General features: G+C 44.3%; 23 protein-coding genes and 1 tRNA gene. 17 read left to right on the top strand and 7 right to left on the bottom strand.

Features of this window, described 5'->3' with window-relative positions:
- Positions 1–63: 63 nt before the first annotated feature.
- On the bottom strand, positions 64–399 hold the full coding sequence (locus MKY42_RS22715; protein ID WP_090901204.1) for a hypothetical protein: 336 nt from the start codon (positions 397–399) through the stop codon (positions 64–66).
- A gap of 220 nt (positions 400–619) precedes the next feature.
- Between MKY42_RS22715 and MKY42_RS22710 the strand changes: the two genes are divergently transcribed.
- The 4 genes from MKY42_RS22710 (at position 620) to MKY42_RS22695 (ending at position 5,440) form a co-directional block, all read left to right on the top strand.
- Positions 620–1,357 (top strand): glycerophosphodiester phosphodiesterase, encoded by a 738-nt coding sequence (locus MKY42_RS22710; RefSeq protein ID WP_179263866.1) that lies wholly within the window; start codon positions 620–622, stop codon positions 1,355–1,357.
- Positions 1,358–1,590: 233 nt separating this feature from the next.
- On the top strand, positions 1,591–2,646 hold the full coding sequence (locus MKY42_RS22705) for an iron ABC transporter permease (RefSeq protein WP_090901198.1): 1,056 nt from the start codon (positions 1,591–1,593) through the stop codon (positions 2,644–2,646).
- A 2-nt stretch (positions 2,647–2,648) separates the two neighbouring features.
- Entirely contained in the window at positions 2,649–3,680 is a 1,032-nt protein-coding gene (locus MKY42_RS22700; RefSeq protein WP_339844878.1) for an iron ABC transporter permease, read from the top strand.
- Between the two features lie 44 nt (positions 3,681–3,724).
- Positions 3,725–5,440, top strand: coding sequence for an ABC transporter ATP-binding protein (locus MKY42_RS22695; protein WP_339844875.1), 1,716 nt, complete (start codon positions 3,725–3,727; stop codon positions 5,438–5,440).
- 129 nt (positions 5,441–5,569) lie between these two features.
- Here MKY42_RS22695 and MKY42_RS22690 read toward each other — a convergent pair whose 3' ends face one another.
- Positions 5,570–5,719 carry a hypothetical protein gene (locus tag MKY42_RS22690; protein ID WP_179263870.1) on the bottom strand — a complete coding sequence of 50 codons (150 nt, stop codon included), beginning with the start codon at positions 5,717–5,719 and terminating at the stop codon, positions 5,570–5,572.
- 668 nt (positions 5,720–6,387) lie between these two features.
- On the opposite strand from MKY42_RS22690, the gene MKY42_RS22685 reads away from it, so the two are divergent.
- The 4 genes from MKY42_RS22685 to MKY42_RS22670 all read left to right on the top strand — a co-directional run bounded on the left by MKY42_RS22685 (position 6,388) and on the right by MKY42_RS22670 (position 9,091).
- The gene (locus MKY42_RS22685; RefSeq protein ID WP_339844870.1) at positions 6,388–6,879 is read left to right on the top strand and encodes a DUF3221 domain-containing protein; all 492 of its coding nucleotides are present in this window, start codon (positions 6,388–6,390) and stop codon (positions 6,877–6,879) included.
- 541 nt (positions 6,880–7,420) lie between these two features.
- Positions 7,421–7,600, top strand: coding sequence for a ribbon-helix-helix protein, CopG family (locus MKY42_RS22680; protein WP_179263875.1), 180 nt, complete (start codon positions 7,421–7,423; stop codon positions 7,598–7,600).
- A gap of 145 nt (positions 7,601–7,745) precedes the next feature.
- Positions 7,746–8,063 carry a DUF6809 family protein gene (locus MKY42_RS22675; RefSeq protein WP_339844862.1) on the top strand — a complete coding sequence of 106 codons (318 nt, stop codon included), beginning with the start codon at positions 7,746–7,748 and terminating at the stop codon, positions 8,061–8,063.
- A gap of 14 nt (positions 8,064–8,077) precedes the next feature.
- Positions 8,078–9,091 carry a VanZ family protein gene (locus MKY42_RS22670; protein ID WP_339844859.1) on the top strand — a complete coding sequence of 338 codons (1,014 nt, stop codon included), beginning with the start codon at positions 8,078–8,080 and terminating at the stop codon, positions 9,089–9,091.
- Between the two features lie 113 nt (positions 9,092–9,204).
- On the opposite strand, the gene MKY42_RS22665 is transcribed toward MKY42_RS22670, so the two are convergent.
- On the bottom strand, positions 9,205–10,107 hold the full coding sequence (locus MKY42_RS22665; protein WP_339844857.1) for a manganese catalase family protein: 903 nt from the start codon (positions 10,105–10,107) through the stop codon (positions 9,205–9,207).
- 229 nt (positions 10,108–10,336) lie between these two features.
- On the opposite strand from MKY42_RS22665, the gene MKY42_RS22660 reads away from it, so the two are divergent.
- The 4 genes from MKY42_RS22660 (at position 10,337) to MKY42_RS22645 (ending at position 11,663) form a co-directional block, all read left to right on the top strand.
- A complete protein-coding gene (locus MKY42_RS22660) occupies positions 10,337–10,633 on the top strand; it encodes a hypothetical protein (protein WP_339844854.1) in 297 nt (98 codons plus the stop codon).
- 53 nt (positions 10,634–10,686) lie between these two features.
- The gene (locus tag MKY42_RS22655; protein WP_064636525.1) at positions 10,687–11,007 is read left to right on the top strand and encodes a DUF3889 domain-containing protein; all 321 of its coding nucleotides are present in this window, start codon (positions 10,687–10,689) and stop codon (positions 11,005–11,007) included.
- A gap of 168 nt (positions 11,008–11,175) precedes the next feature.
- Entirely contained in the window at positions 11,176–11,388 is a 213-nt protein-coding gene (locus MKY42_RS22650; RefSeq protein ID WP_064636528.1) for a hypothetical protein, read from the top strand.
- Positions 11,382–11,663: a hypothetical protein gene (locus MKY42_RS22645; protein ID WP_179263879.1), complete on the top strand. Its 282-nt coding sequence runs from the start codon at positions 11,382–11,384 to the stop codon at positions 11,661–11,663. Before MKY42_RS22650 ends, MKY42_RS22645 begins: the two co-directional genes overlap by 7 nt.
- A gap of 60 nt (positions 11,664–11,723) precedes the next feature.
- Here the strand turns inward: MKY42_RS22645 and MKY42_RS22640 are convergent, their stop codons facing one another.
- From MKY42_RS22640 to MKY42_RS22630, 3 genes are all read right to left on the bottom strand, one after another.
- Positions 11,724–11,960: a DUF3892 domain-containing protein gene (locus MKY42_RS22640; RefSeq protein WP_076288193.1), complete on the bottom strand. Its 237-nt coding sequence runs from the start codon at positions 11,958–11,960 to the stop codon at positions 11,724–11,726.
- Positions 11,961–12,070: 110 nt separating this feature from the next.
- Positions 12,071–12,514, bottom strand: a complete 444-nt coding sequence (locus MKY42_RS22635) for a GNAT family N-acetyltransferase (protein WP_339844847.1) — start codon at positions 12,512–12,514, stop codon at positions 12,071–12,073.
- 236 nt (positions 12,515–12,750) lie between these two features.
- On the bottom strand, positions 12,751–13,005 hold the full coding sequence (locus MKY42_RS22630; RefSeq protein WP_090901166.1) for a hypothetical protein: 255 nt from the start codon (positions 13,003–13,005) through the stop codon (positions 12,751–12,753).
- Positions 13,006–13,149: 144 nt separating this feature from the next.
- Here MKY42_RS22630 and MKY42_RS22625 point away from each other — a divergent pair.
- Both MKY42_RS22625 and MKY42_RS22620 read left to right on the top strand, forming a co-directional pair.
- Positions 13,150–13,222: transfer RNA gene (locus tag MKY42_RS22625), tRNA-Val, on the top strand.
- 269 nt (positions 13,223–13,491) lie between these two features.
- Entirely contained in the window at positions 13,492–13,902 is a 411-nt protein-coding gene (locus MKY42_RS22620; RefSeq protein WP_179263881.1) for a hypothetical protein, read from the top strand.
- 332 nt (positions 13,903–14,234) lie between these two features.
- Here the strand turns inward: MKY42_RS22620 and MKY42_RS22615 are convergent, their stop codons facing one another.
- Entirely contained in the window at positions 14,235–14,570 is a 336-nt protein-coding gene (locus MKY42_RS22615; protein ID WP_179263883.1) for a helix-turn-helix domain-containing protein, read from the bottom strand.
- 126 nt (positions 14,571–14,696) lie between these two features.
- Here MKY42_RS22615 and MKY42_RS22610 point away from each other — a divergent pair, with 126 nt between their 5' ends.
- The 3 genes from MKY42_RS22610 to MKY42_RS22600 all read left to right on the top strand — a co-directional run bounded on the left by MKY42_RS22610 (position 14,697) and on the right by MKY42_RS22600 (position 17,336).
- Positions 14,697–15,893, top strand: a complete 1,197-nt coding sequence (locus MKY42_RS22610) for an NADH-dependent flavin oxidoreductase (protein ID WP_339844841.1) — start codon at positions 14,697–14,699, stop codon at positions 15,891–15,893.
- Positions 15,894–16,111: 218 nt separating this feature from the next.
- Positions 16,112–16,531 (top strand): organic hydroperoxide resistance protein, encoded by a 420-nt coding sequence (locus MKY42_RS22605; protein ID WP_064636540.1) that lies wholly within the window; start codon positions 16,112–16,114, stop codon positions 16,529–16,531.
- Positions 16,532–16,775: 244 nt separating this feature from the next.
- Entirely contained in the window at positions 16,776–17,336 is a 561-nt protein-coding gene (locus MKY42_RS22600) for a YdhK family protein (RefSeq protein ID WP_090901160.1), read from the top strand.
- The last annotated feature ends 10 nt before the right edge of the window (positions 17,337–17,346 follow it).

The raw sequence follows: 17,346 nt of genomic DNA, 5'->3' as shown, positions 1-17,346 counted from the left end.
TTCTGTCTGCAAAAAAAGAACTCCGTCTCCATGGAAAAGAGAGACAGAGCGGGGCAAGAGGAGTTAGACCGTTACCTCAGCACCACCACCAGGCAAACTGAGTGTTCTCCAGGCAATGTATAGTCCAATTGCGGCTGCAATAAGAGCAAGGATGGCAGCGATAAAAGCCAACTTATCCAGTTGATGTTGTTCTTCAAGAGCAGATGATTGATTACTTGTTTTGTCTGGAACAGAGAGCCCCCGAACAGATGCCTTTTTCATGTGTTGGCGTGGTCCAGGGCGCGTTCTTGTTTTGTTGTTGGGTTTGCCAGAACTGCTTTTGGCAGAAACTCTGAGCAAGGGAGCTTTTTTGGAGGGAGATTTGGGAGATACAGATCTGTTCTTCGTTAGGGGTTTCAATGGGCGACCTCCTTACAGCGGAGTGCAGTTGTCTATGACTGATATTATATTATGTCTGCTTTACAGATTGAGTTCACAAAATGAGTGAATCCCCAGCCCTCCAAGACGTTGCCCTATTCACGGACGGGGCATGCAATTAAACGCTCTGTTAATACAGGTATGACAAACTGCGTTTATAGTGAGAATCATAGAGTTAATGTTGAACTCAGGAGGCGCTGGAATGAAAAAAATAGAAAATATCGCCCATAGGGGAGCATCTGCCGTATGTCCCGAGAATACAATGGTTGCGTTTGAACGAAGTTTTCAGCTTGGAGCGACAGGCATTGAAACGGATGTCCAGCTGTCCAGTGATGGTAGACTGGTACTGATACATGATGAGACGTTAAGCCGCACTGCCGGAGCAGAAGGCTGGGTCAAGGATAAATCGTTTGAAGAATTGCGTACTCTGGACGCAGGAGCTTGGTTCCATGCCGATTTTGCTGGAGAACGTATTCCATCTTTGGATGAATTATTTGATTTGGTTCGTGGGAAAGACATCCTACTTAACCTGGAATTGAAAAATGGTATTGTTAGCTATAAGGGAATGGAAGAAAAGTTGATCCAAGCGATTCGGGATTGGGGTATGGAACAACAGGTGATTCTATCTAGCTTCAATCATGCCTCGTTAGTGAGGTGCAAACGTCTTGCCCCGGAAATTCGCACAGCAATTTTATATATGGAAAAGCTGTACCGCCCATATGATTATGCGGCTAAACTGGAAGCTTCTGCTCTGCATCCCTACAAGGTTGCTGTAACACGAGAAGAAGTTGCTGCTGCTTTGGCTCAGGGAATTGCAACACACCCGTTCACGGTGAATGATCCTGCTGAAATGCAGGAATTGATCGACATGGGTGTTCAGGGAATTATTACGGATGTGCCGGATGTGCTGGCAGCATTGACTGCTGTACATAGTCGTTAAATCATATCTCAAACCAAGGTGCTGCATTGGAGTTCTTATACTCCATGCAGCTTTTTTTAGTACAAAAATTCATTTATGCAATAAACATGTCCCATTTGTCCATTGCCAGAGACAGCTAGTTGACATACAATGGTCTATGGGAATGAGAATCAATATCAGTTATGTATTAATAGAGAGGTGAATGTTATGTACATAGGATGCGTCTACACCACTCATAACAAGGGTGGGGACATATGAGTTCGAAAGTTTCATCAGCAAGTCAACCTACGGAATCACCTACAGCCCAAATACACACTCGTCCCTGGGCTGCCACATTGATCCTGACCGGGGGGATTCTGCTGCTCGCGCTGGGTATGGCGTTGTCCATTTCGTTTGGGGCGGCAGATATCAAGCTGAGCGTGGTATGGGAGGCCATTTTTAACTTTAATCCTGAACTGACTCCGCATCAGATTATATGGGAGATTCGATTACCGCGTATTCTTGGCGGAGCGATGGTGGGTGCCTGCTTCGCAGTAGCCGGTGCCATTATGCAGGGGATGACCCGTAACCCGCTGGCTGATTCCGGGCTGCTCGGACTGAATGCTGGCGCAGGATTTGCGCTTGCTATCTGCTTTGCCTTTTTCCCGGGCATGCCATATATGTATATCATTCTGTACTCCTTCTTGGGTGCAGGACTTGGGGTTCTGTTGGTCTATGGTTTCGGTGCGGCTTCCAAATCCGGACTTACACCTCTCCGGCTCGTTCTGGCGGGGGCGGCAGTGTCAGCGATGCTGTCAGCACTCAGTGAAGGGATTGCACTGTATTTCAAAATTGGACAAGACCTCGCTTTCTGGACAGCGGGCGGTGTAGCCGGCACGAAATGGTCCCAGTTGGAAGTCATGTTCCCTTGGGTTTTGGCTGCGCTTATTGCAGGGATTATTATCTCCCGTTCCATTACGCTGCTTAGCTTGGGGGAAGATATCGCCGTTGGATTGGGTCAACGTACTGGCTTGATCAAGCTGGTTGGTCTGATTGTTGTCCTAATCCTCGCAGGTACAGCTGTATCCGTGGTTGGTGCTGTTGGTTTTGTTGGGCTTATCATTCCCCATCTCACACGCAAATTGGTTGGGGTCGATTATCGCTGGATTATTCCATGTTCCGCTGTCATGGGCAGTCTGCTGCTCGTATTCGCGGATCTGGCTGCACGTATGATTAACCCGCCATATGAGACGCCAATTGGCGCCTTGGTTGCCCTAATTGGGGTACCTTTCTTCCTCTATCTGGCGCGTAAAGAAAGGAGGACTCTGTAACGATGGAATCCTCAACTCTGGTTGGAGCAGAACGCAAAAAGAGAGCAAAAAGCACCATTGTCATGATTGTGCTTGGTGCGTTGATTATTACCGCTTTTATTATCAGTATGAATACAGGGTTCACTCGGCTTTCTCCACTTGAGGTGATGCGTACCCTGTTTGGTGGTGGGACGGCAAAGCAGGAACTGATCCTGTTTGAATTCCGTTTGCCGCGTATCGTCATTTCGGTTCTGGTCGGTGCGGGACTTGCGCTATCCGGTTGTATTCTGCAGGGGGTATCCCGAAATCCTCTGGCTGATCCAGGGATTCTCGGTATCAACGCTGGAGCCGGATTGGTTGTTATGTTGTTTGTCTCCTTCTTCCCGACAACAACGGCGGCTCCTGTATTTTTGCTGCCCATCCTGGCCCTGATCGGGGCAACTTTTGCTGCATTTCTGATTTATGTGCTCTCTTACAAAAAGGGAGAGGGTCTCATGCCTACGCGCATGCTGCTTACAGGGATTGGGGTAGCGGCAGGGATCAGCTCAGCCATGATCGTGTTAACACTTCGGCTTAGTCCGGAGAAGTATCAATTTGTAGCCACCTGGATGGCAGGTAGCATCTGGGGTTCCAACTGGAAATTCGTATCTGCATTGCTGCCGTTTCTCATTGTCCTTGTGCCGCTTGTTCTGTATAAAGCCCGTGTGCTTAATGTACTGAACCTTGGGGATCAAACAGCGAGTGGTCTCGGCGCTCCGGTGGAGCGCGAAAGACTGATCCTGCTGGCTGCAGCCGTGGGACTAGCCGGATCATGTGTATCCGTCAGTGGCGGCATTGGTTTTGTGGGTCTAATAGGTCCGCATCTGGCACGTCGTCTCGTGGGACCCAAACATCAGTTCCTTTTGCCTGCATCCGCATTGGTCGGATCATTGCTTGTGCTTGTTGCAGATACGCTGGGACGCGTAATCTTGCAGCCTTCCGAGATTCCGGCAGGTATTCTGGTTGCCATCATTGGAGCCCCATACTTCCTGTATCTCTTGAGCAAAACGAAATAGAAAGCAATCATGTGGTATGGTTGCTATAAGGAGGGCTTCAGTCCATGCTTCGCCGTTTCTTTGCTTATTACAGGCCTTACAAAAAGCTGTTCATTCTGGACTTTAGCTGTACGATTTTCGTAGCTCTGCTGGAACTGGCCTTCCCGCTGGCAGTTAATAGAGTCGTGGATGACCTTTTGCCAGGGGGACGCTGGGACTGGATTTTATGGGCATGTCTTGCGCTGCTCGCGATCTATCTATTAAACTCATTCCTCAACTTTGTTGTTACATACTGGGGACATAAGCTTGGTATTAATATCGAGACCGATATGCGTAAAGCGCTCTTTAATCACGTACAGAAGTTATCATTCCGTTTCTTTGACAATACCAAAACCGGACACCTGGTCTCTCGTATGACCAATGACCTGATGGATATCGGCGAGATTGCCCATCATGGTCCGGAGGATGTATTTATCGCAGTCATGACGCTGATTGGTGCATTCAGCATCATGATGAGCATTAACGGAAATCTGGCCGTGTTAACATTTATCATTGTACCGCTCATTATTTATCTATCCTTGTATTTTGGCAGCAAGATGTCCAAGGCCTTTAGCCGAATGTTCGGGGATATAGCGGATTTCAACGCACGTGTAGAAAACAATGTAAGTGGTATTCGCGTGGTTCAGGCTTTTGCGAATGAAGAGCATGAAAAAGCACAATTCGCTGTAAATAACAGCCGTTTCCGTCAGACCAAACTGATCGCGTACAAAATCATGGCCTGGAACTCATCCATCAGTTACATGCTGATGAAGCTGGTGTCCCTCTTTGTACTGGTATGCGGCACATGGTTTGTCATTAATGGCAGTATGAGCTACGGTCAATTTATTGCCTTTATTATGCTGTCCAATGTGTTTCTTACACCTATTCAGAAGATCAACTCCGTTATTGAGACGTATCCAAAAGGGATTGCAGGTTTCAAACGGTATACAGAATTGCTCGATATGGAGCCCGACGTTGAAGATCGACCAGGTGCCGCTACCGTATCTCATCTGCGTGGAGATATCCGTTATGAGCAGGTGACCTTTGGCTATTCGGACCAGGAGCCTGTTCTGAAAGGGATTGATCTGAATATTCACGCTGGTGAAACCGTGGCCCTTGTTGGACCATCTGGTGCAGGGAAAACAACCCTGTGCAGTCTGCTGCCTCGATTCTATGATGTGCTGGAAGGTCGCATCACGATCGATGGTCAGGAGATTCAAGATATGACGCTGGATTCATTGCGCAGTCAGATTGGAATTGTTCAGCAGGACGTGTTCCTGTTCGATGGAACAGTTCGTGAGAATATCACGTATGGCAAGCTGGATGCAACAGAAGAAGAAATCTGGATGGCAGCTCGTCGTGCACAGATGGAAACACTGATCACTTCCATGCCGGAAGGAATGGACACGTTAATTGGTGAACGCGGTGTGAAGCTGTCTGGCGGACAGAAACAGCGTTTGTCCATTGCGCGTATGTTCCTGAAGAATCCTCCGATTCTAATTTTGGACGAAGCTACATCTGCACTGGATACGGAGACAGAAGCAGCGATCCAGCAATCCCTTGCGGAATTGTCTGAAGGACGGACTACATTGGTCATTGCCCACAGATTGGCTACGATCAAAAATGCGGATCGCATTATTGTGGTTGCCGAGCAGGGAATTACGGAGCAGGGGCGTCATGAGGAACTGCTTGCAGCAGGTGGTGTATACAGCCGTCTGCACTATGCACAGTTTGGTGCCTGAACGTAACAGAGCGTTGGTGAACACGGACTCTGCATAAGAAAGCTGAATATGAATTTTCAAAAAGACGCCTTCGTCTACTCATGATCCTGAGTAAGACGAAGGCGTCTTTTTCTACTTTTTATTATCACGTTACTGAGCTTGAGTTGAGGTGGTGGATTCACCTGATTCTGCTTCAGCGGTTGTAGTGGATGGCTCTGCTTTGCTGCTACAGGCTGATAACAGCCCACCAATCAGGGTAATCATGAGTATAAGGGTACTGAGCTTGCGTGTTGCTTTCATCGTTATAGTTCCTCCCGCATAGATTACTTATTGGATAATGATAATCATTTATCTATTTAGTCAATGTGATAAGTTTATTGAAAGCGGGAGGGTAGTACAATGGACAAACAGGCGGAAATCCTTTGTACAAAAATAAGGGGAATTTGAAGGAGAGGAGACAAACGTTATGTTGTACATTTTCATAACCTGGCTAATATTGATTTTAATATTGATTATACTGGCTCAAGGCATCCAAAAGAATTCCAAGGATAGAGAGGGATCTGTTAAACGTTGGCGCGGATGGTTAATCGGACTTTTTATTTTAGGTAGCGTACCATTGGGGTATGCATTATATACGGAGTTACGCGGGGGATATATAGGAGCCAACATCGGGCTGGGATTGGCTTTATTTTTTACCTGGGCATACTGTGCCCTCTTGTTATGCGTGACATTAGTGATCTGGGGAAGGTATGGGTACAAGCAGTACAGAAAGAAGTAATTTTGTTGCCCTCAAGTTTATGATAAACATATGTTTGCATGCAACAATAACCATATATGGAACGTTGAAATTAGAAATAGGTTTTAATAAAGGGGATTTACCTATGTTCCATCTTCGTCGAGCTCTGATATCGCTCTCAATCCTGATCGTATGCCTTACTGGATGTTCAGGACATATCGATTGTAATTCTGTGCAAACTCAAGCGAATACACCAAGTGAAGATGAATTCACTGGTTATGTGGTTGAGCGCAAAGACGATTCCATTCTAGTGGTTGATCCTGCGTATAAAGACTTCGGTGCGAACGGAGGAGAAAGTCGGTATTATCCGGCAAAATGGTTCTCCAATGCGCCTGATCCGCAGATCGGCTCCTATGTTGAGATCTGGACGGATGGCAGCCCCGAAAACGAGCCTTACCCTGGACAAGCCAGAGCGGGAACGATTGCTTTATCTTGCCCGGCCACCCCAGATGGTGCTCATATGAGTGAGGAGGATGCCATCCGGGCTGGATTGTACTCATCAGATGGAGAAAAGATAAGTATTCCTGTGATTGAAGGTGTACAATTTTATCAGGATGCAGGGACGTGGACTATTCGCATGAGAGATGCGATGTCACCAACGGATACTCAGGATCCAATAGAAGTGAAAGTAGAAGACATTGAGCCAGTAAGGGAGCAGGAGTAAGGATATAGGATTTCAATGTTGGATGAAAAGAGGAGATAGGTCTGGATATTAGAGAATGGCTTCCCCGCGACAAGTACAAGAGACTCTACATGGGAATATTCTATGCTGACGGGACTAATTAGTAGATTGCCTTCTGAATATTTGATTATGTTAAAGGGCGATTTAGAAAGAATATTAGAAAATCCTACGGAGGATGAGCTGCTTGAGAAATTGGATGAGGTTATAATACCATTGCTGAATAAAATACAATAAAAAGTAGTTCAGTGATTCAGAAAAGTTCATACTAAAGAGCAGTCCTTAACAACCTTGAACGGCTTAATGCCTTTCGGGGTTGTTTTTTGTCAAAAACAGATCATTCATTAAAGTACAAGCATTATTACATATAACATGAGTGATATTTTGTTTCGGAGTTGGGCTAACGATCTACTTATGTTTAGTCTGCAATCCACGAAAAAACGAACGTATGTTTTACGAATCCGTTGACTTTTTGTGCCAACAACAACTATGCTATTATTGTTGGCACAAAAAGTGAGGTGAAGCAATGTCCGCCAAGAAGATGGGACGTCCGCTGTCTGACAATCCCAAAAGCGAAACGATCAAAATCCGTGTTGATCAAGAAATTATGAACAAGCTCGATGCTTCGGCTGAGAAGCTGAATACGAACCGATCAGACATCGTTCGCAAAGGGATTGAGAGGATTTACGACGAGCTCCAAAAATAGAAAAAGGAAGCAGCGTGAGTCCCGAGAAGAACACCGCTGCTTCCTATCCCGCAATCACTATGAGAATGAGCTGACTGCATAAATATCCTACCATGTGCAGAACGCTCATTCAAGTCGATGCGAATCCATTTCTGGGAGGATGCACATGAATTCAATTTTGGAAGCACTTTATAACGGGCGACTTCGCCCCGACGAGACGATGATGCCGACACATCCTGAATATCAAATGTTAGGTCGACAAATTGCGGCTAAGACGGAACAATGGAAGAATCGATTGAGCGAGGACGAATTCCGTGAGCTTGAACAGTTGTTCGACTTGTGTGGTCAATGTGATGGTATGCATAGCGAAGCTGCATTTGTTCAGGGATTTCGACTGGGGGCCAACATGCTGATTGAAGTGATGAGTCAACGTGAGGAGTCGGTTTTGGCGACCTCTGCAAATTGTAGTGTAGGAATAATATGATGGTGTAGAATTTATTGAAAAAAGAAGGTGTGATTTTGTATCAAGGAAAATCAAGAAAATTCATCATTGTATTGTTATCGTTGTATACTTGTTTAACATTGTATTTCTTATTCCTGGGCTTCGATAGAAGCTCGTCCAGTCCTGATCAGGGCTTGCGATACAGCTTATCCCTTCAAGGAATTCCTTTACATTTTCCAATGGGGAGAGATTTTAAGATTTGGTTTTTTGAAATGGGGAACTTTATAGCATTCATCCCCTTCGGGATGGTCATTCCGCTCCTCTTTCGCTGTGGGTTTATTCGCTTTATCAGTATATTCGTTCTCTGTATTACGATGTTAGAGACAGTGCAAATGATTTCCCGTTTAGGTGCGTTTGATATAGACGATATCCTGATTAATACTTTAGGGGCTACCGTGGGATATGGGGCGCAGAGGATAATAAGGCATCATAGGAACACATTAAAAGGACTTATTCGAATCTTCCTGACAGCGATTGTTTTTTCAATAGGTACGATCACTGTTGTTGGCGGCCTCAATCATTATTTAGAAAACGTTGACGGAAAAAGTGTTGCACTGAATGAACTTGCTTTGAGTGACGGGGCTGTAGTATGGGATGAAGAACTCTCCAGTTTTACAGTAGGCCAGACAAATGTTGAGCCTAAAATCAATCTGTACAGTAGAGAAATACAAAAAACGAATGAGTTTTCATATCTCTTAAATGGAAAATACAAAAATATGAAAGGTTATTTCGCTATACCGGACGATGTCATCCGAACAGCAAGCCATGAGCCTATTACAATAAGCTTTATCGCCGATGGCACAGAAATCTATTCCTTGATTGTATCAGCGAACAGTGCGGAGAACCATCCTGACTCTTTTCAAACTCCGTTAAAGGGAGTTAAAGAACTGGCTATAAAAGTAATAACCGATGGTTCAAATCTGATGACCAATATAGTGATGTGGGACATTACACTTACAGAGCCAAACACAGGGCAAAAGTTCATCAACAGCATTAAATCCATGTTTTAATACATCAATAAAAGCCCTCGATCCTGCCACTTAAGCAGCAAGATCTGAGGGCTTTATCCATTTTCATGCCATATCAACAACAACAGCTAGTACATCCATTACATAACGCTACCTTAATCCGCAATATTTCCCGCCATTTTGAGACGACGTGCAATTTCCTGGAAGTCTTCCTGCGAAATGCCTGGGGCGAATTCTTCTTCCACCGGGGGAGCTTCAGGAATCGGATAACCTTCAGGTACGCCTTGAATGACTTCCAGCGGTTGTCCATCTTCGGGGTGTGTCCCTTTCCAGATCTGACTGATCGCAGTAAAGTCTTTATCACTATAGGTATACAGCTTGGTGTGTAGACCTTTTTCTTCGTATTTCCACGCCTCGTTAAAAGATTTGTTGCTCAGGGATGGAATCGGTACCAATTTGGTTACATTCACTCCGGTTGCAATCTCAAGCGCTTTAGCATAAGCGACCACATGCACGCCGCCGCGTACCAGCAAATAGCCAACAACTGCCCGGGCTGCGGGGTGATCGGTCATTTCATAAACCTTCATTTTATGTGTGCGGGCTCCGCATTCGAGGAAAAAGTTATGCAGCAGATCTTCGACCAGATTGCCACTGTTGAAGACATTCGCTCCGGTCCACGGATTGCCCATCGAGTCGAAAGGCATTGCTCCCTGTGCGCCAGCAAGGAAATGATAAGACAGACGTGCATCCTTCACAGAACCGAGTGGTGTATTATCCGGCTCTTTGTAATCGGTAGAACCTCTAAGGCATTTGTTAATACCATGAGACACAAGCTCCACATGACCTAATTCTTCGGCGGTGATACTCATCACCAGATCGTAGAAGGGTTTCAATTTTTCCTTGGAGCGAAAGTTAAAGGATTGATAGAGGTAGTTGTTCAACGTTGACATTTCTCCGAATTTACCACCCAGCAATTCTTGTATCGCTGCCGCTGCATTCGGGTCTGGTCTCTCGACATTGGGGATTTCAATTGCGATTTCATCCATACGTTTGAACATTCGGGTATAACCTCCTCGAAATGATTGCTCAGAATAATGAAGTGATGCTGTCATGGCCTATTACACGTTTATCGGATACGCTAAACCCATAATTTTGCAAATGAGGCTTAAGGCGTATGTAATGATGCCTGCATTTGTTATTTCCAATCCCATGTTATTTATGTACAATCAGGACGAATGAAGTTAAGTATGGTTGTCATTATCTGATTTAAATGAAGGAGAACTGAGAGTGCGCAAACGTTGGATTATGGTGGGATGGGGTGTCCTGCTGCTTGTCGTTTTTGGATGTAGCGATGTTACGGCAGCATATGCAAATTATCCGAGTGAGTTGGATCAACAAATACGAGATGAGCTTATAGAAAAGTACGGTTTGGAAAAGCCGGAAGATCCACTACCGCGAAATTTTTTATTGGAGGGTGACTGGGGGATGAGCTTCAAATCACCGATCGAACGGTATAAGATGGCGATTAGTACGATTCAATCGCTCCAGCAACCAATTACGTTTATCATTCGTCTACTGGTGTAAAATAAACTTCTACAGGGCAGGCTAACGTAAACATTGCCCAAGGAGTGAATGATATGAGAATGCTCATCGTAGCCCTGATGACGGTGATACTAAGTTTAAGTGGACTAGCAACAAGTTCAGCAACGGCGATTCCGGATTATGCGAAGTGGGGAATCATTGCAGTGAAGGAAACGCAAACCAAGTACAACGTGGACATTTTGGATTACAAACACATTGGCCGCACCTCGTTAACAGCAGACCAATCCCGTGAACAGTTCAAGTTATGGGTACGTAATAAAGACGGTAAACAATTTGCTGTATTTGTGAATGTTGATTTTAACCCGTCTACCCAGCAGCTGAAAAAAGTACAATTCACGGAATCGGATCGACGTTGAACTGAACAAGAACTGCACAGCAAGAAAGATAGGAACCAGACTTCTCTGTAAAAGGGAGTGAGTCTGGTTTTTTAATTTCAAAAAAATCCTTTTTTTAGTTGTTGAATAAAGAACTTATGTTCGCATATAATAATAAAACAAACACATGTTCTTATTGGAGGGATGATTATGCTAGGGAAATATATTGGTCAGATGGTGGAGCTCGTCTACATGGATCGTGCAGGGCATATTACACAGCGGCAGATTCGAATCAACAGTGTGCGGGAAGGGAAGATTAGAGCATCCGCAGGGAAAGAGGGGGCACCCCGAACATTTCTGGAACAAGGTATTCTGGCATGGCGTCCCGTACTCCATAAGGAAGGGAAGGAAGAAATATGCTGAATGATTTTGAACGCAAAATTTTGCGTATTATTGTTAATTATGCGGGGCAGCGTCGCCGGGTGCCACGAATGGATGAGTTGGAGAATAAGACGGGCAGAAGCAAGGCGTTCATTCATGAGTCACTGCTGGAGCTTGAGCGCAGGCAGCATATTGTGTGGGAAAACAAGTCTACGCTGGAAGGCATATTAATTCTGCAAGCATGGGAGCAGGAACAACAGCCCATTCGTAAAAGCCCACCCGCTGGAGATGCCGTGAAATATTTTACCGAATATTAAAACGTAAAAAACGCCAACCCGGAATGCCGGATTGGCGCCATGTGAGGCAGCATACATCTATTAGAAGATAGGAAGTTGATCAAGGTTATTGGTTGGGTCGCCGTCTGCATCACCGCGAATGTACATTTCGCCGTCTTTGCCTTTAAAGACGTTTACACCTGCAATTGCTCCTGCTTTGACTTCTGCCAGTGCTTGTTGGTAGTCCAGCACACGTCCGGATGAAGTTTGGAACGCTGTCAGATCACCGTCACCATTTTTTTGTACTGCTGTGAAGCTTTCGCGTGTCGTTTGATCCATGATGTCACACTCTCCTTATTTGACCAAATAGGAATCTGGTTACCTCTTTAGCCTGTCCGGATCAAAAAAAAGTATGCATAGCATGGCTTCATATCGCTCGCAGTGATAATTTACAGGCTCTTTTGCATCCGAACATGCAGAATGTCTGCATCATAAAAAGGCTCTTCCGAGATTACTTCATATCCGAGCTTTTCGTAGAACTTCTGCGCCTGGCATTGTGCGTCCAAAACAGAGTAGGAAAGTCCCAATTCGCGTGCCCGTTCTTCCATGGCTAACAGCAGCACACGCCCGTAGCCGAAAGCACGATGAGATTTGAGAACAGCGATACGCTGCATTTTGGCGGTATCCTTGGTGTAATAGATCAGACGCCCTGTAGCTACAGCCTGTCCATCTATACTTAACAATGCGTGATGCACATCAGGACTGATGATATCATATTGATCGATCTCAATGTCAGCAGGCACCTGCTGCTCGATGACAAAAACATGATTGCGAATATTCAATGCTTTCTGAAGTTGCTCTTCAGTCGTTACATAACTAATCTCAGCTGCCAATTCTATACCTTCTTTCTGCTCTACGCTATCAGACTGAATTATACAAAAAAATGCTTTTCCTGTATAGTTAAGACTGGAACATACTGGGAGAGGAGGGATGAACCATGGGTATGGCAGGAGTGATGGCAATCACCCTTTTAATGGCGGCCGGCATGATTGCTTTGTTGTATTATGTGACCAAGAAGGTGTACTCCAAAAAGTGGGACGAAGATGAGTGAAATGCGACATCCTGTTCCTCAGGGTAAGACTTCAACATTGCCTTGTGGGGAGTACACGTCATGCACAACAGACTTGGAATACACATCCAGCCAAACGGGCAGGTCATCATTCACCTCTTTGGGCTCTTTTAACTGTTGAAATTGTACGGTATGTTCATCCCGTTCCAAACTGCAACCGACAGAAACGTATATTAATGCAACAAGCGCAATCAGACAGGCTACGTTTTTGGCAGTGATAATGAAACGCAGCTTACGTTCTCTCATATTCCTCATATGGAAGTCACCTCGTCATCAAAATGGTAATCATTCCTTTATTGTGCACCAATTCGAATAAAATATTACCAATATAACGATTGACAATGAACACGGTTACTTGGTATGATACTGTTACTTGATTGGCAAACAATTAAATATCATGATCTGTTAGCTCAGCTGGGAGAGCACTATCTTGACAGGGTAGGGGTCAGTGGTTCGAGCCCACTACAGATCATACGTAAAAGTCCTTGCACAGAAAGGGCTTTTTTCTTTGTGGTGGGTGTGGTTTGTTGATTACATTATAATTATGATCAAACGTTCGAGGTCACAGAAAATCAACTTATCAGTTTTAATTAATTTTAAGTTGATCAGACAGGTACAAAATCTCAGGGGAATAATGATTTGAAAAAAAGGATTAGATCTCTAATTTTTCCATCTATATATTTGAACGAATATTTATTAATTGAGTTGGCAAGATCAGAAATAAAAAGTGGGGAATAATAAATGTCTAAGGCATCTCTAATAGCAATTGGTTGTATTGTTTGCACCTTCGGATTTTTAATGAAAGCATCAGGGCAAGTTTGCACATGTTTATCACTAGCTGGACTAACATTTTTTATTGGAGATATGATTCATGCTTCTCGAAGTCTCTCATCAAATACCTTTTCTAAAGTATTAAAGTATGTTGGGTGCTTTATTTATATTATTTCTGCAGCCATAGGAATTTTAGCACTCTTCCCGGAATCTGAAATTTTCCGAATGTGTTATGACATCTTTGGTAATGTAGCAGATTTTTGCAGAATTGATCAAGCCTCTATTGATTCTAAAATTCCTATTATTTCTCTTGGTTGTACAATGATATATATTGCAATACGGATAATGATAGCTGAGCGTAGTGCGGTAATTACAAGATAATAAGGTGAACTTAACCACCAGAACTAGAAAAGGTAGTTTTTTGTATGTTCGAGCCAAAATAGCTGAATGACTATATTACTGATAACAGTAAGACTGAATCCACCAGTCTTGGAGTCTTGTAAGGTTCAAAATCTTCCCTTACTCCACTAATATAGTAACCTTAATTTGCGTTTTGTCACCAATATTAGTCATAGCTTCTCATTGCTCCTACTAGATTACCTTAAATGGTAGGGGCAGTCGTTCGATCACTACGGATTAAAACGACAGAGCCTTACGTAGTAGTCATACCACTGAAGTAGAGAGGGAAAACATCCTTCGCGTCAACCCTTTCACTAATTCTTCTGCAAATCAGCAAGATTCTGTCTACCCCAATCGCAGAGAATCTCCAGCACAGGCATCAGCGTTAATCCTTCACGAGACAAAGAGTATTCTACTTTTGGCGGTAATTGTGGGTACTCTGTACGAATAATTAATTGATCGGCCTCTAATTCCTTCAGTTGAGAGCTTAACATTTTATGTGTAATTCCATCCAAGGCTCTTTTCAATTCTCCATATCGCAATGTTTCTTTTTTCCATAACCAAAACAAAATATGCATTTTCCATTTTCCACCGATCAACGACATGGCATGTGTGAATGGTCTAACGTTTACTTCCTCAGCAGTTTCCATATTCCACTCTCCTTTTAGATAGTATCTACCTTTTAAGTGCATACTATACTCTCATTTCACCCTACTATACAATAACTCATGAAACAGAGACAAGGCTGAACAAGCCTAATAAAAGGAGAGATATGTATGGAAAATAATAATCGTAATTTCTTGCAGCCTTATACATTTGCGAATGGTTTTACGCTGAAAAATAGAGTGGTCATGGCGCCAATGACAACGATGTCCAGTTTCTTCGATGGTTCCATCACCAATGATGAAGTCGATTATTATGCCGAACGGGCGGGTGGCCCTGGGATGATCATTACAGGTGTTGCGTATGTAACCGATGGAGGAAAAGGCTTCGAAGGTGAGCTTTCCATTGCAAGTGATTCTACAGTCAAAGGACTGTCCAAAATTGCAAGAGCCATTCAGAAAGACGGAACGAAAGCCGTTGTACAAATCTTTCATGCAGGGCGCAAAACAAACTCCAAAACGCTAAGAGGTGTACAACCCACCAGTGCGAGTGCAATCGCTGCCGCACATCCAATCGACTCGGAGACGCCGCGTGAATTAACACCTGAGGAAATCGAAAGCATTATTAAGGACTTCGGCAGGGCAACCTTGCGGGCCATACAAGCTGGTTTTGACGGAGTAGAGCTTCACGGGGCCAACACGTATCTGTTGCAGCAATTTTTCTCCGTCAATTCCAATCAACGGTCCGATCAGTGGGGTGGCAGCTTTGAAAATCGTATGCGATTTCCGCTGGCAGTCATTCAGGAGGTTGCATCGGTTATCGATGCCCATGTGGATAAACCCTTCATCCTCGGTTATCGGATTTCACCCGAAGAAATTCATATGCCGGGCATCCAGCTCGAAGACTCCCTGGCTTTTGCCCAGGCTCTGACGAACACTCGGGTTGATTACATTCATTTGTCGATGGGAAGTTACAAACGAACCTCTTTAAACCAACCCGATGACAAGGAGCCGATCTTAACTAAATTCGTTCGGGTTCTGGATCAAAAAAAACCTCTGATCGGTATTGGATCGATTGAGCGGCCGGAAGACGCAGAAGAAGTTGTCAACGCGGGGGCAACTTTGGCTGCACTCGGACGGGAATTGATTCGCGAGCCGAAATGGGTACAGAAGGTAAAAGCAGGCGACCTTGGCAGCATTCGTTACCAAATATCTCCGTCTGATATGGATGAACTGCGCATTCCATTGGCAATGCAGACTTATCTAGAAGGTTCGTTTCGGGAGGTTATGCACTTTACTACCGACAGTCAGGAAGGGACTGATTACCAGAATTCGCTTGCACCGATGGAGGGCTTTGAGAAGAAGATGTAAAAGTTAATATATATTAAGGTGGATTCAACTTTTGGATCATTAATAAATATGTATCAATTACGGAGCAACCATTTCCTTGTATTACATGAGGAAGTGGTTGTTTTTTTATAATAATGATTTACAAACACAATTTAATTGTGTACAATGTAATTGTTAGCAATACAAAAGAGATGTACCTTTACAAAATAAAATCTAAACATACAGAGGAGCCAATACTCATGAAAACATTATATGAAACTACAGTTATTAATACAGGTGGACGTCAAGGGATTGTGCAATCGCCAGATAACGTATTTATGCTTGATGTCGCTGCCCCGCCTGAACTGGGAGGCAAAGTGACGACAGCTACGAATCCAGAGCAATTGTTTGCAGCAGGCTACAGTGCTTGCTTTAATTCGGCGCTGGAGTTTCAGTTGAAGAAACACAAAGTCGAAATTGAGAGAAGCACGGTATCGGCTACGGTTATGCTTGTGACAGACCCTACGGATAATGGTGTGAAACTGGAAGTGGAACTTGAAGTTAAAATTGAAGGTCTGGATGAGGAGACAGCACAGAAATTTGTCAAACTTGCTCATGACTACTGCCCATATTCCAAAGGCATCAAAGGGAACGTCAATGTTACCGTTGGGCTAGCTTAATCATTAAGCCAAGCCAAGTCAATTCAACCGTTAGTTTGAACTTCATTGTTGAAGTCTGAAGCACGTATCTAAAATACGGTCTAAACTACCTGAAGGCCTCCGAGAAATCGGAGGTTTTTTTGATATGCTCTTTAACTTTGCAGCGACAACCAATAAATAGGTAATGAAATCAATTACGATTGAAATATACCCATATGGGGTATATTATAAGAGTAGAAATCGAAAGTTCAAAGGAGTGCAACTCATGAAAAAGTATGCAATGATATTGCTGACTACGGTGATCACGGGCAGTCTGATGTTAAGTGGATGTGGCAAGAATGCTGGGCAGGATAATAGCAGTAGTGACAGTCATGCAATGAGTACAGGAATGATGCACCACTCGGATTCGGGAGAATTACCGGAAGGGCTGCAGGAAAAGAAAAATCCTACATATCCAGTGGGCAGCCAGGCCGTGATGAGTACGGACCATATGGCTGGAATGAAGGGTGCAGAAGCGACCATTGTGGGGGCCTATGAGACGACAGCGTATGCAGTCTCGTACACACCCACCACAGGGGGAGACATTGTGAAAAATCATAAATGGGTGATCCAAGAGGAAATTCAGGACCATACGGATCAACCGTATGCAGCAGGAGCAGAGGTTGTGCTGAATGCTGATCACATGTCTGGAATGAAAGGTGCCAAGGCAACGATTGACTCTGCTGAGCAAACGACGGTATACATGGTTGATTATAACCCGACCACAGGCGGAGATCCGGTGAAGAATCATAAATGGGTCACGGAAGAAGAATTGTCTATTCAATAATATATTTTAA

It is taken from the genome of Paenibacillus sp. FSL W7-1088 (assembly GCF_037969855.1).
In the GTDB taxonomy this organism is placed as follows: domain Bacteria; phylum Bacillota; class Bacilli; order Paenibacillales; family Paenibacillaceae; genus Paenibacillus.
Note: the sequence above shows the minus strand (reverse complement) of the source record. Positions and strands in the feature narration are given on the sequence as shown.